Source organism: Marinobacter fonticola (assembly GCF_008122265.1).
GTDB classification, from domain to species: Bacteria; Pseudomonadota; Gammaproteobacteria; order Pseudomonadales; family Oleiphilaceae; genus Marinobacter_A; species Marinobacter_A fonticola.
Map to the genome: position 1 here is coordinate 3875043 of NZ_CP043042.1, position 13006 is coordinate 3888048.

A 13006-nucleotide genomic window follows, 5' to 3' on the forward strand; every position below is an offset into this window, starting at 1 on the left:
GGCGATCCAAGGCCCTCAGGCCGTCTTGGAGGCTGCCCCTTCGTCCATCAACCGGATGAAGGTATCGAACAGCGGCGCCACGTCGTGGGGTCCCGGACTGGCTTCCGGGTGGCCCTGAAAGCTGAAGGCCGGTCGATCTTTCCGACGAATTCCCTGTAGAGTGCCGTCAAACAGAGACTTGTGGGTCGCGATGAGGCTGTCGGGCAGGCTGGACTCATCCACCGCAAAACCGTGGTTCTGGCTGGTAATCATCACAGTGCCGTCTTCCAGATTCTGTACGGGATGGTTGGCACCGTGATGGCCATGCCCCATCTTCAGGGTCTTGGCCCCACTGGCCAGCGCCAGCAACTGATGACCTAGGCAGATACCAAACACAGGGACCTCAGTCTCGAGGATGTCGCTGATGGCCTTGATGGCGTAGTCGCAGGGCTCGGGATCACCGGGGCCGTTGGACAGAAAAACACCATCCGGATTCATTGCCAACACCTCGGCTGCCGGCGTTTGGGGCGGCACTACGGTAATGTCGCAGCCACGGGACGCAAGCATACGCAAAATATTCAGCTTGATGCCGTAATCGTAGGCCACCACACGGTACGTGGGCGCAGCCTGCTCACCGTAACCGTCCACCAGGCTCCAGGCCGTCTGGTTCCATTTATAACTGGTTTTGCTGCCGGTTTCCTTGGCCAAATCCATGCCCTTGAGTCCCGGAAAAGCACGCGCCAGCTCCAGTGCTCGCTCTTCCGTGGCCTCCGCACCGGCCACAATAGCACCGTTCTGCGCGCCCTTATCACGCAGGATGCGTGTCAGGCGGCGAGTATCTATACCGGCGATGCCGACCACATTGCTGTCACGCAGATAGACATCCAGAGGCCGTGTCTGGCGCCAGTTACTGGCCATCAACGGCAGGTCGCGAATAATCAGTCCGGCTGCCTGAATCCGATCGGACTCAACGTCCTCTTCGTTGACCCCGGTATTGCCGATGTGGGGGTAGGTCAGCGTGACGATCTGGCGGACATAGGATGGGTCTGTCAGAATTTCCTGATAGCCGGTCATGGCGGTATTAAACACGACCTCGCCACTGGTTTCGCCGTCAGCGCCGATGGCGATTCCTTTGAACAGGCTACCGTCTGCGAGTGCAAGGATTGCGGGTGTACTCAAGGCTTGTATCCTCATCGAGTGGCGTATCGTTAGTTCCGAATCGGGCCTTCCCGCTCCGCAGCCGTACACTACACATACAGGCACACGAGAACAGGCGACCTCAACGTCACGAACAGGAACGCAAGCGCAAATTCAGGTCGCAAAAAAGCGAGAGGGAGATTTATCACTCCGTCCCGCTCTTTCGTTGCTAGCTTTTTCAAACTAAGCCGTTTTCAAACCACGCTTGGTGCAGTTAAACCGTCCCATTGTAGAAAATTCGAGCTTTTCTGTCCACGAGAAAAGCCGCGAACGGACGGTATATCCGCGACGGACTAAAGAACTCAGCTGGCGTCCTTAAGGTTTAGCACATCCTGCATGTCGTACAGCCCGGCCGGCTTGCCTTCCAACCACTGCGCCGCCCGCATAGCGCCTTGGGCAAACGTCATGCGGCTGCTCGCCTTGTGTGTGATTTCAACCCGTTCGCCAATGCCGGCAAACAACACCGTGTGATCACCCACGACATCGCCGCCGCGAATGGTTTCAAAACCAATCTCAGTACGCGAACGCTCGCCGACGAATCCTTCACGACCGTAAACCGCACACTCCCGCAAATCACGCCCCAGGGCATCGGCTACCACTTCACCCATGCGCACCGCGGTGCCGGACGGCGAGTCCTTCTTGTGGCGGTGATGCGCTTCGATAATTTCGATATCGTAGTCATCGCCCAATGCCTGCGCCGCCGTGCGCAGTAAATTCAACACCACGTTGACGCCGACACTCATATTCGGAGCGAGCATAATGGGAATATCAGCTGCGGCCTGGCTCAGCTCACTGCGCTCAGCCTCCGTCATGCCCGTTGTGCCAACGACCATCTTCTTGCCGTGGCTCCGGCAAAAGGCGGCATTCCGGAGCGTCAGGTCCGGAAAGGTGAAATCGATGAGCAGGTCGAAGTCATCCTTAACCTGATCCAGACTGTCGACCATGAGCACACCGGTTTTGCCGATACCGGTCATTTCACCGGCATCGGCGCCAATCAAGCTACTACCGGGCTCGACCACGGCGGCGCCCAGCTCGACGCCGTCAGCCTCTTCAACCGCCTCGATCAACACCTTGCCCATGCGCCCGGCGGCGCCCATGATCGCTACCTTCATGGTGACCATCCTTATGATGACTCTTGTGGTTGCTACTCTTAGAGCTTCTAAAACTTCTAGAACTTCATTTCGTCAAAGAAGCTTTTTACACCTTCAAACCACGACGTCTTGCGGGGCGCATGATTATTGCCGTCCTGACCATCCAGCGTTTTCTGGAATTCGGCCAGGAGCTCCTTCTGACGCTTGGTCAGATTGACCGGCGTTTCTACGATGACGCGGCACAGCAGGTCGCCGGATGGACCGCCACGCACCGGCGCTACACCCTTGTTACGCAAACGGAACAGCTTGCCGGTCTGGGTTTCCGCCGGGATCTTGAGCTTCACTCGACCATCGAGGGTCGGCACCTCAAGCTCGCCGCCAAGCGTCGCGTCGATGATGCTGATGGGCACCTCGCAATAGAGGTTGCGGCCATCCCGCGTGAAAATAGAATGCTCGCGCACCGCAACCTGCACATAAAGGTCGCCCGCCGGGCCACCCTCCATGCCCATTTCGCCCTCACCGGATAACCGTATCCGGTCGCCTGTATCGACGCCGGGCGGCACCTTCACAGACAACGTCTTAGGCTGCTCGACACGGCCTGCGCCGTGACACTTCTTACAGGGATTCTTGATGACCTTGCCAGCACCCCGACAGGTCGGACAGGTCTGCTGCACGGCAAAGAAGCCCTGCTGCATGCGCACTTGCCCCATACCGGCACAGGTTCCACAGGTTTCTGCAGTACTGCCTTTCTCCGCTCCGGAACCATGGCAGAAGTCACATTCCACATGCCCAGGCACTTTGATCTGAACCGTAGTCCCTTTGACCGCCTGCTCAAGGTCCAGCTGAAGGGTGTAGCGCAGGTCCGCGCCGCGATTGCTACGACCACGCCCACCGCCGAAGATATCGCCGAAAACATCGCCGAAGATATCAGAGAAGCTCCCGCCACCCCCGCCGAAGCCGCTGCCTCCACCCTGACCGTCGACACCGGCATGGCCGAACTGGTCATAAGCGCTGCGCTTGCTCGCGTCCGCCAGAATTTCGTAAGCCTCGCTGGCTTCCTTAAACTTGTTCTCGGCTTCTTTATCGTCCGGATTGCGATCCGGGTGATACTTCATCGCGAGCTTGCGATACGCGCGCTTTATTTCTTTCTCATCCGCATCCCGGGAGACGCCGAGAATCTCGTAATAGTCGCGTTTGGCCATGTTCCGATACCCATTTCAGACTCCATCTGGTCAGGAGCCTTGTGACTACTTTCAATCGCAACCGCCCGCAAACGGACGTCTGCAATTTATGATTCCATCAAACGAGCAAAACGCGGGAAGCAAGCCCCCCGCGTTTTGCTCACTCTCATGAAGACTCCGCGCTTACCGCTTGTCTTCGTCTTTCACTTCTTCGAACTCAGCGTCAACCGCGTCGTCGCCGCTGGACTTGGCGCTTTCCTGGCCTTCGGCCTGGTCACCTGCCTGCTCGGCTTGATCAGCGTACATCTTCTGCGCCAGTTCGGATGAAGCTTCGGTCAGCTTCTGGGTCTTCGCTTCGATGTCGTCCTTATCATCACCTTTCAGCGCCTCTTCAAGCTCGCTGATGGCGGTTTCGATGGACTCTTTCTCCTGCTCGGACACCTTATCGCCCGCCTCGGAGAGCGTCTTGCGCACGGCGTGGATCATACCATCGCCCTGGTTGCGCGCCTGCACCAGCTCTTCGAACTTGCGATCTTCCTCGGCATTCGCCTCGGCATCCGCGACCATCTTATCGATCTCGTCGTCGTTCAGGCCGGAAGAGGCCTTGATGACGATGGACTGCTCCTTACCGGTTGCCTTGTCCTTGGCGGACACGTTGAGAATACCGTTGGCATCGATGTCGAAGGTGACCTCGATCTGCGGTACGCCACGGGGCGCCGGTGGAATGTCAGCCAAGTCAAAGCGGCCCAGCGACTTGTTCTGGGTCGCTTGCTTGCGCTCACCCTGAACCACGTGAATGGTTACCGCAGTTTGGTTGTCATCCGCAGTCGAGAAGGTTTGCGACTTCTTGGTCGGAATCGTCGTGTTCTTCTCGATTAGCGATGTGGACACACCGCCCATGGTTTCGATGCCCAGGGTCAGCGGGGTCACGTCCAGCAGCAGTACGTCTTTAACGTCACCTGACAGAACGGCCGCCTGGATGGCCGCACCCATGGCGACGGCTTCATCCGGGTTCACATCCTTACGCGCTTCCTTGCCAAAGAAGTTCTTAACCTTTTCCTGAACCTGCGGCATGCGCGTTTGGCCACCGACCAAGATCACTTCGTCGATTTCGCTGCTGTCCACACCGGAATCAGCCAGAGCGATCTTGCAAGGCTCGAGACTGCGATCGACCAAGTCTTCCACCAACGCTTCCAGCTTGGCCCGGGTCAGCTTGACGTTCATGTGCTTGGGACCGCTCTGATCTGCCGTGATGTATGGCAGATTGACATCCGTCTGCTGGCTGCTGGACAGCTCGATCTTGGCCTTCTCAGCCGCCTCTTTCAAACGCTGCATCGCCAGTGAATCACCACGCAGGTCGATGCCACTGTCTTTCTTGAACTGGTCCGCCAAGAACTCGATGATCTTCATATCGAAGTCTTCACCACCGAGGAAGGTATCGCCATTGGTGGCCAGTACTTCGAACTGATGCTCGCCGTCAACGTCTGCGATCTCGATGATGGAGATATCGAAGGTACCGCCACCCAGGTCGTATACAGCGACCTTGCGGTCACCGCTTCTCTTATCCAGGCCATAAGCCAACGCGGCCGCAGTGGGCTCGTTGATGATTCGCTTGACCTCGAGACCGGCGATCTTGCCGGCATCTTTGGTGGCCTGACGCTGGCTATCGTTGAAATAGGCCGGAACGGTAATAACCGCTTGAGTGACCTTCTCGCCAAGATAATCCTCAGCGGTTTTCTTCATCTTCTTCAACACTTCCGCAGAAACCTGCGGCGGCGCCATTTTCTTGCCTTTCACTTCAACCCAAGCATCACCGTTGTCCGCGCTGGCAATCTTGTAGGGCACCATCTTGATGTCTTTCTGAACGACGCTGTCTTCAAAGCGACGGCCAATCAGACGCTTGATGGCGTATAGGGTATTGTTCGGGTTGGTCACCGCCTGACGCTTGGCTGACTGACCGACCAGCGTTTCACCCTCTTCGGTATACGCGATGATGGACGGCGTCGTGCGATCGCCTTCCGCGTTCTCGATCACCTTGACCTTGTCGCCATCCATGATGGCTACACAAGAGTTGGTGGTCCCCAGGTCGATACCAATAATCTTACTCATTGAATGACTCCAGTTCCTGTAGCTGCTGATCTGCTTCGCTTGCGAATAAATTCTTGGGTTCGATCGGCTTAATTACCGTTTAATGCCTATATTGGCTCGGACCGCTCGTTTTCAAGCCTGTTCGTCAATTTTTGCTGAATCATCGGGACGAGCGACCACGACCATAGCCGGGCGTACCAAGCGCTCGTTCAAGGTGTAACCCTTCTGAATGCATGCGACGACACTATTGGGCTCGGCATCGGGCGCCGGCACCATGGACATGGCTTCGTGGAGCTGAGGATCGAATGGCTCACCCACGGGATTGACCTGTTTCACATTGAACTTTTCGAGACTGTTCATGAACAGGTTGAGTGTCATCTCCGCACCTTCTCGAATGGAGGCAACGACCTCATCGGAAGACGTCTTGCCTTCGGTGCTTTCCACCGCCTTTTCCAGGCTATCGGCTATCGGCAGCAGTTCCTTGACGAACTTCTCAAGCGCAAATTTGCGAGCCTTATCCACATCAATCTCGGCGCGGCGGCGCACATTCTGCATCTCCGCCTGAGTCCTCAACACCAGCTCCCTCTGCTCGGCCACCTGTCCCTGCAGCGCCTCAAGTTCACCGGCTTCCCGATCGCCCTGATCGTCTTCCGGCTGCTTCGACTGCGCCTGGGGCTCGGCTTGCTCGGCCTTCTCGGAGCCGGCTTCGGGCTTGCGCTCGCTGCCTGCGCGTCCGCTTCTCGCCGGGTCGAGAGCATCCTCAGGAACCGCTTTCAGCTCGTCCTCGTTGTGTTCTTTGCGGGTGTCTTCTGCGCTCATCAGTCAACTCCTGATCAATCATCTCAGACGGGCGAAACCGCCCTTATCCAATAGCTTGCCAGCGATATGGGGATCAGCCGGAACGCTTTCAACCGTTGCCTATCGATTAACGCTACGCCGTCCATGTTTTTGCTTGCATCGCGAAATTTCACTGTATATATTCACAGCTACTGTATATTTGAACAGATCGACGCACTTAAACCGATCACAGCGCTCACCCCGAACAACCGTCTTGCACCACGGAAGCGCCAGGAAACCGGAGTCCACCATGCTGAATCAACTGATCGTCGCCAATTACGCCATTGCCGAGCGCGTCGAACTACAGTTCCGCCAGGGCATGACCACCCTGACCGGGGAAACCGGTGCCGGCAAATCCATCGTTCTCGACGCGCTCGGCCTGGTACTGGGTGGCCGTGCCGACGCCGGCGCAGTCCGGCATGGCGCCAAGCGCGCAGACATCACGGCCAGCTTCGACGTCAGCCGCATTCCAGAAGCCCAACTTTGGCTGGAAAATCATGATCTCGATGACGAACACGAGTGCATCCTGCGCCGCGTGATCAGCAAGGACGGTCGTTCCCGCGCCTACATCAATGGCCAGCCCTGCCCGCTGGCCGACCTGCGCGAGCTGGGCGGTATGCTGATGGACATCCACAGCCAGCATCAGCACCAGTCCCTACTACAGAAAGACACTCACCGCAAACTGCTCGACGAGTTTGCCGGCGCAGAGAAACTGGCGGAAGCAACCCGCACAGCCTGGAAACAATGGCACAAAACCCGTCAACGTCTGAGTGAGCTTCAGTCCTACAAGGATGAAAACGAAGCCCGCCTGCAACTGCTGCGCTATCAAGTCGAAGAACTGGACGGCCTGGCTTTGGGCGAGAACGAACTGACCGAACTGGAAAACGAGCAGGCCCAACTCGGCCATGCAGAAACCGTCCTGCGCAATTGCCACCAAGCGTCTTTACTCTGTAGCGAAGACGAACCCAGCGCCGCCTCCCTGGTCCAGCAGGCCCTACAGCAATTGGAGCAACTACCGGTCGAGATCCCACAACTGGCCGACACTCTCCAGATGCTTAACGAAGCCCAGATCCAACTCAGCGAGGCAGGCAACAACCTTCGGCATTTCATCGATGACTACGAAGCGAACCCCGCTCGACTGGAAGAAGTTGAAACACGACTGAGCACAATCTACGACCTGGCACGCAAACACCGGGTCACTCCGGAAACCCTCGGCGAACTGCACACTCAACTGCAGTCCGAACTGGATGAACTGGACGGCGGTGAAGGCAGCCTGGAAAAGCTGGAAGCCGATGTAGAGACGTTTCGCGATGAATGGCAGGCGCAGGCTGATGCCCTTACCGGAAAACGGGAGAAAGCGGCGGCGGAATTGGACAATCGCATTGCCGAGGAACTGGCTCAGCTGAGCATGCCCTCCGTGCAATTCGTCACCCGCCTGGCCCGGCAGGAAAAAGCCGAACCTGCGCCCACGGGCAACGAAGACATCGAGTTCCTGATCAGTGCCAACCCGGGCCAGCCCGCGCGCGCGCTGAGCAAGGTGGCCTCAGGCGGCGAGCTGTCTCGAATCAGCCTGGCGATCCAGGTGGTTGTCGCCCAGACGTCCACCATTCCCACGCTGGTTTTCGACGAGGTGGATGTGGGTATCGGCGGCGGTACAGCAGAGGTGGTCGGACGACTGTTACGCCAGCTAGGTCAGAACGGCCAAGTACTGTGCGTAACGCACCTGCCACAGGTTGCCGCTCAAGCGCACCAGCACCTTTTCGTCAGCAAGTTCAGCGAGCAGAACGCCACTTTCTCACGCATCGAGACGCTTAACGACGATGGCCGGGTGCGCGAGGTCGCTCGCATGCTCGGTGGCGTAGACATGACTGAACAAACCCTGGCTCATGCCCAGGAAATGGTCCAAAAAGGCCAGGCTACCCACCATTGAACGCCAAGGCGACGGAGCATTGCCGTCGCCCTAACCGAGCATTTCCCCTACGCTCAAACCCCGAGCGTTGCCTGAGGCAGGCCTTCCTGCCTCCTTTTTAACGTCCTTGATTCGTGATTGCCCATTCGCATTAGACTCTATAAGCAAGCGAGCAATAATTAAGCAAGCAAGCAATAATAAAGTGCCGCTCAACATCAGGAGAGATCACCCAAAAATACGGGCAGAGAACGAATCGGAAGGACGATCAACAATTAGAGGGGAGGGACGAACAAACAGGAATACAAATGCCCATGGACCTTGCAGGTGCCCCACAGGCATTCTGGAAGAAGAATCTGAGACTAGAGATCAGCGCTTCTTCATCGGCCTTACATAGAGAATCAGGCTGTGATCGACAATTTCGTAGCCGTGCTCCTCGGCGATCTTACGCTGACGCTCTTCGATCACTTCGTCAACGAACTCGACCACCTCACCCGTCTCGGTACACACCATGTGGTCATGGTGATCGTCACGGGCCATTTCGAACACGGCGTGGCCGCCCTCAAAATTGTGGCGCAAGACAAGACCGGCCGCCTCGAACTGGGTGAGCACACGGTATACCGTGGCCAAGCCCACGTCATCACCGGCTTCCAAGAGTTTTTTGTAAACATCTTCTGCGCTTAGATGATGCTCATTGGAGCTCTCGAGGATATTGAAGATCTTGACCCGAGGCAGGGTCACCTTGAGACCGACCTTGCGTAATTCAGCGTTTTCGGATGACATGCTGCTGTTTCGCTCTTTGGTGAACTGTCTGGTTCCGTTATGATAGCCAGCGCAGAGACGGCTGACCAAACGTTTTGCCCGCCGTCGGGCAAGCACTCCAAGATAGAGGATTTCACCCCCTGATGCAAAAGCTCGCTGCCCTACTCTCCCTTGTCCTCCTGGCCGGTTGCGTATTCCCGGGCGTGTACAAGATCAACGTCCAGCAAGGAAATATTGTCGACGACGAAGCACTTGGCCAGCTGGAAGAAGGCATGCCCAGAAACCAAGTCCATGCGATCCTGGGGACACCCATCATGCTCAACCCAGTCGACGACTCTCGCGAGTATTATACGTATACGTACCAAAAAGCCGGCGGCGAAATAAAGGAGCAGCGGGTCATCGTTTACTATGAGGCCGATAGCTATTTGCACTACGAGGCACAGCTACTTGAGGAAACGCCAGCCTACTAATGCACGAGTGCCCTTAGAACTATCGACACAGCATAGGACCATCAGCACCGGCCCGTGCGCTACGTATCCGTTTTATGTCTTTTTACGAGCCCGGTTGAGCCGGGCCTGTTTCGGATCGATCTTCAAGGGCCGGTAGATTTCCACACGGTCGCCGTCCCGTAATTCATAGCTCTTAGGGCCTTTGATAACCTTGCCAAAAATACCCATATCAGAGGCTTCCGGATCAATCTCGGGAAAAAGACTGCAGATCGCCGATTTCAATACCGCATCGTAAGCACTGGCCCCTTCGGCCACTTGGAGCGTGCAGATTTCCTGCCTCTCCGGTGTAGCGTACGCCACTTCAACCCGAATCATGCCCTCGCTCATCGCGCTCCACTTCCGTAGACGTCATGGGCACGCTGGCAAAACGCATCCACCATCGTATTGGCTGCCTGACTGAAAACCCGGCCGAATGTCATGCGGGCAAGGGAACCTGAAAATTCGAAATTCAGACGCAGGATGACCTTGCACGCGCCCTCGTCCAATGCCAGAAACTCCCAGGTGCCGCCCAGATTCCTGAACGGACCCTCGACCAACGACATGCGGATTTCGCTCGGCGATTTCAGGCGATTTCGTGTGGTCAACCTATGACGTACGCCCGAACGGGCAACGTCAATCGATGCGACGATTTCGGATTCGTTTTCCTCGTGAATCTCCGTACTGGCGCACCAGGGAAGAAAATCAGGGTAGCGACCGATATCGTTGACCAGATCGTACATTTGTTCGGCGGAGTGCCAGACCAGGGCTGACTTTTCGATGACGTGGGCCATGCGGTCGTAACTGAACCTGAAAGTGAGAGAATGTGAGTCGGACGGTCGCCCGGCAAATCAGACGCTATGGTAAAGCATATCGCCGTCCGATGGGCCGGGATCACCCTCAACGCCTGCTGGATTGGCCTGACGGGGCGATCCAGACCTATTGGCGCCGGGCGCCCGGTCCTCGGAACTTTGATCGTCCGGCACAATATCCGGCATTTCTTCCGGCAGTTCAATTTCCGGCGCGGAATCGGGCCTTGGCTGTTCCGGGGACGTCCTCTCTTCGCGCTGATCGTCGTCGCGCCGATCGCTCATATGGCACCAGAAGGGCTCATTTTCGTCATGACGTGGCTGCTCGGCGTTACAAAGGGAAGTGCCGGACTGGATTGCATAATGGATACCGATGTACAGGATGGCGGCTGGCAGCAGCAAGCGAATGACCCAATGCCAGAGGAGTCGAGCCAGGCGGGGGCTGCGCCCCAGTAACCTATGGGCCAGACGATCCGGCAGAGCCCAGCCGGCAAAAAAGGCCAGCAAAACACTCACGATGGGAATGAGGAACGTGCTCGTCACAAGCTCGATCCAGCGATAAGGCGTCCCGCCAAGGACACGGATATCTGCCCAGGCGTTGAACGAGAGCAGACTCGCCAAGCCAAGCAACCAAGCCGCAAACCCGACGACAAGCACACTCCAGCCGCGAGGCGAGGCGATGCGTTCCTGTAGCCAGCCAACCGCCGGCTCCAGCAGTGCGATGGACGAACTCCAGGCCGCCAGTACGATGGTGACGAAAAAAGCCGTCGTGACAAACTGCCCGCCCGGCATACTGGCCAAACTTTCCGGCAAGGCCAGAAACACTAGACTGAAGCCCTGCATTGGATCCGCACCCGCGGGCAGGCTGCTGAACACAAAGGTATAAATCACAAGCCCGGCCAGGATCGCGATCAACGTATCCATCAGCGCCACAGCTAATACCGAGCGCTTCAGGGGTGTCGTCGGAGCCGAGTAGGCGCCAAACACGATCAGCACGCCCGTGCCCAGCGACAGTGTGTAAAAAGCATGCGTCAATGCCATGCGTATGCTGTTGAAAGACACCTGTTCAGGACGCATCTGCAGGATGAAATCAGCTGCAGCCTGGACGTCGCCGTGGCGCACGCCGAACACGAAAAGTCCTAGCAACAGCAACACAAACGTTGGCATCACGAACCGGAAAGCCCGTTCCAGCCCGTAGTGAACGCCCTGCATCGAGGTGGCCACCACCAGCATCAGGAAGAACGCATGCCAACCCATGAATTCACGGTAGTTCTCCGGCTGCTGCACCAGGGCTGTCAGCAGTCCGGCCAGCTTCTCGGGAGACGCACCGTCCAACCGGCCATAGGCCGCATAAAAGACGTAGGCCAGGCAGATGCCGCCGATCACGGCATAAAAAGACAAGACCAGGAAGCCCGCCAGAACGCTGAGCCGTCCACCCCAGATCCAGCGCGAGGGTTGTTGCGCTTCTCGCGCGAGCTCGTCGACCGCCAGCACCGCGCCATGACGGGCACCGCGGCCGATAATGGATTCGGTCAGCATCAAGGGCAGCGTGAGGACAAGCAGGCAAGCCAAATAGAAGAGAATGAAGACGCCGCCGCCGTTTTCACCGGCCAAATGCGGAAAGCTCCAGAGGTTGCTCAGCCCAACGGTGGCACCGATCGTGGCCCAGAAATAGGTGGTTCGGTGCGACCAGGCGCCAACCGGGGTTTGATAACGACCTAGCATTCAAGGAGCCTCTGAATAATTCATGCAGCAATTCTGCGGCGCCTCTGAAAAAGAACATCCTGTGGCAGGAGCGCAAGAAGCGAGGCATACCTTGCGGTAGCCGTGAGCTTGATCGCGTCGCGATTTTCCACAGAATGGACTTTTACCGAGACGCCCTGGCTTTCAGGGCACAACCTGGAGCAGGCACCAGCGATCCGTTCATGCAGTGGCCAGCCTCTCTGCGGGCACGACCGAGCGTTATCGTCCCGAGGCTCCGAGGAGTCCAATTCCACTGGCATTGTAGCCGAAACCTGTCGCCGCAATAACCCATTGAGCCAGCAGACGGCGCGCACCCGTGACCCGGTTTGCGGAACTGAGCTACAATGCTGCGTTTCGCCGGGCGGACAGCGATCCCCGATCCGCCGACGCATTCCCGATTCACAGATCAGGCACCCATGAGCAAGAAGAAACCCGGTACAGGCAGTAGCACGATCGCGCTGAACAAAAAGGCCAAGCACGAGTACCACATCGAAGAACGTTTCGAAGCAGGTCTCGCCCTGCTGGGCTGGGAGGTCAAATCCCTACGCGCTGGCAAATGCCAGCTGGTGGACGCTTACGTTCTGCTCAAGGGCGGCGAAGCCTTTCTGCTTGGCGCCCACATCACGCCGCTCATCGCAGCATCCACCCACGTTATCGCCGATCCGACACGAACCCGTAAGCTGCTGCTTCACGCCAAGGAAATCAGCAAACTCATCGGCGCGACTCAGCAACAAGGCCACACCTGTGTTCCACTCGCCCTGTACTGGAAGAAAAACAAGGTGAAATGCGAGATCGCTATGGTGAAAGGCAAAAAGCAGTACGACAAACGACAAACGGAAAAAGAGCGGGACTGGAACCGCCAGAAGCAGCGGGTCTTGAGGGAAGTCAACCAAAGCTGAGGGGGACAAGCTCCGAAATCCCGTCGCCT

At 57.4% G+C, this 13006-nt stretch carries 12 protein-coding genes; 3 read left to right on the forward strand and 9 right to left on the reverse strand.

Features of this window, described 5'->3' with window-relative positions; translation table 11 throughout:
- Positions 1 to 15: 15 nt before the first annotated feature.
- The 5 genes from carA to grpE all read right to left on the reverse strand — a co-directional run bounded on the left by carA (position 16) and on the right by grpE (position 6355).
- The gene (carA, locus tag FXO11_RS17235; protein ID WP_148864180.1) at positions 16 to 1158 is read right to left on the reverse strand and encodes a glutamine-hydrolyzing carbamoyl-phosphate synthase small subunit; all 1143 of its coding nucleotides are present in this window, start codon (positions 1156 to 1158) and stop codon (positions 16 to 18) included.
- Positions 1159 to 1478: 320 nt separating this feature from the next.
- On the reverse strand, positions 1479 to 2288 hold the full coding sequence (dapB, locus tag FXO11_RS17240) for a 4-hydroxy-tetrahydrodipicolinate reductase (protein ID WP_148864181.1): 810 nt from the start codon (positions 2286 to 2288) through the stop codon (positions 1479 to 1481).
- A 56-nt stretch (positions 2289 to 2344) separates the two neighbouring features.
- Complete coding sequence (gene dnaJ / locus FXO11_RS17245; protein WP_148864182.1) at positions 2345 to 3469, reverse strand: molecular chaperone DnaJ; 1125 nt, start codon at positions 3467 to 3469, stop codon at positions 2345 to 2347.
- A gap of 162 nt (positions 3470 to 3631) precedes the next feature.
- Entirely contained in the window at positions 3632 to 5557 is a 1926-nt protein-coding gene (gene dnaK / locus FXO11_RS17250; protein ID WP_148864183.1) for a molecular chaperone DnaK, read from the reverse strand.
- A 111-nt stretch (positions 5558 to 5668) separates the two neighbouring features.
- Positions 5669 to 6355, reverse strand: coding sequence for a nucleotide exchange factor GrpE (grpE, locus tag FXO11_RS17255; protein ID WP_148864184.1), 687 nt, complete (start codon positions 6353 to 6355; stop codon positions 5669 to 5671).
- 268 nt (positions 6356 to 6623) lie between these two features.
- Here grpE and recN point away from each other — a divergent pair, with 268 nt between their 5' ends.
- Positions 6624 to 8303, forward strand: coding sequence for a DNA repair protein RecN (recN, locus tag FXO11_RS17260; RefSeq protein ID WP_148864185.1), 1680 nt, complete (start codon positions 6624 to 6626; stop codon positions 8301 to 8303).
- Between the two features lie 345 nt (positions 8304 to 8648).
- Here recN and fur read toward each other — a convergent pair whose 3' ends face one another.
- Positions 8649 to 9062, reverse strand: coding sequence for a ferric iron uptake transcriptional regulator (fur, locus tag FXO11_RS17265; RefSeq protein ID WP_148864186.1), 414 nt, complete (start codon positions 9060 to 9062; stop codon positions 8649 to 8651).
- 122 nt (positions 9063 to 9184) lie between these two features.
- Here fur and FXO11_RS17270 point away from each other — a divergent pair, with 122 nt between their 5' ends.
- On the forward strand, positions 9185 to 9511 hold the full coding sequence (locus FXO11_RS17270) for an outer membrane protein assembly factor BamE (RefSeq protein ID WP_148864187.1): 327 nt from the start codon (positions 9185 to 9187) through the stop codon (positions 9509 to 9511).
- 72 nt (positions 9512 to 9583) lie between these two features.
- Here the strand turns inward: FXO11_RS17270 and FXO11_RS17275 are convergent, their stop codons facing one another.
- The 3 genes from FXO11_RS17275 to FXO11_RS17285 are packed head-to-tail and all read right to left on the reverse strand — an operon-like array spanning position 9584 to position 12060.
- Complete coding sequence (locus FXO11_RS17275; protein ID WP_148864188.1) at positions 9584 to 9865, reverse strand: RnfH family protein; 282 nt, start codon at positions 9863 to 9865, stop codon at positions 9584 to 9586.
- An 8-nt stretch (positions 9866 to 9873) separates the two neighbouring features.
- Positions 9874 to 10320, reverse strand: a complete 447-nt coding sequence (locus FXO11_RS17280; RefSeq protein WP_148864189.1) for a type II toxin-antitoxin system RatA family toxin — start codon at positions 10318 to 10320, stop codon at positions 9874 to 9876.
- Positions 10321 to 10377: 57 nt separating this feature from the next.
- Positions 10378 to 12060: a sodium-dependent transporter gene (locus FXO11_RS17285; RefSeq protein WP_148864190.1), complete on the reverse strand. Its 1683-nt coding sequence runs from the start codon at positions 12058 to 12060 to the stop codon at positions 10378 to 10380.
- 434 nt (positions 12061 to 12494) lie between these two features.
- Here FXO11_RS17285 and smpB point away from each other — a divergent pair, with 434 nt between their 5' ends.
- Complete coding sequence (smpB, locus tag FXO11_RS17290) at positions 12495 to 12977, forward strand: SsrA-binding protein SmpB (RefSeq protein ID WP_148864191.1); 483 nt, start codon at positions 12495 to 12497, stop codon at positions 12975 to 12977.
- Positions 12978 to 13006 lie beyond the last annotated feature (29 nt).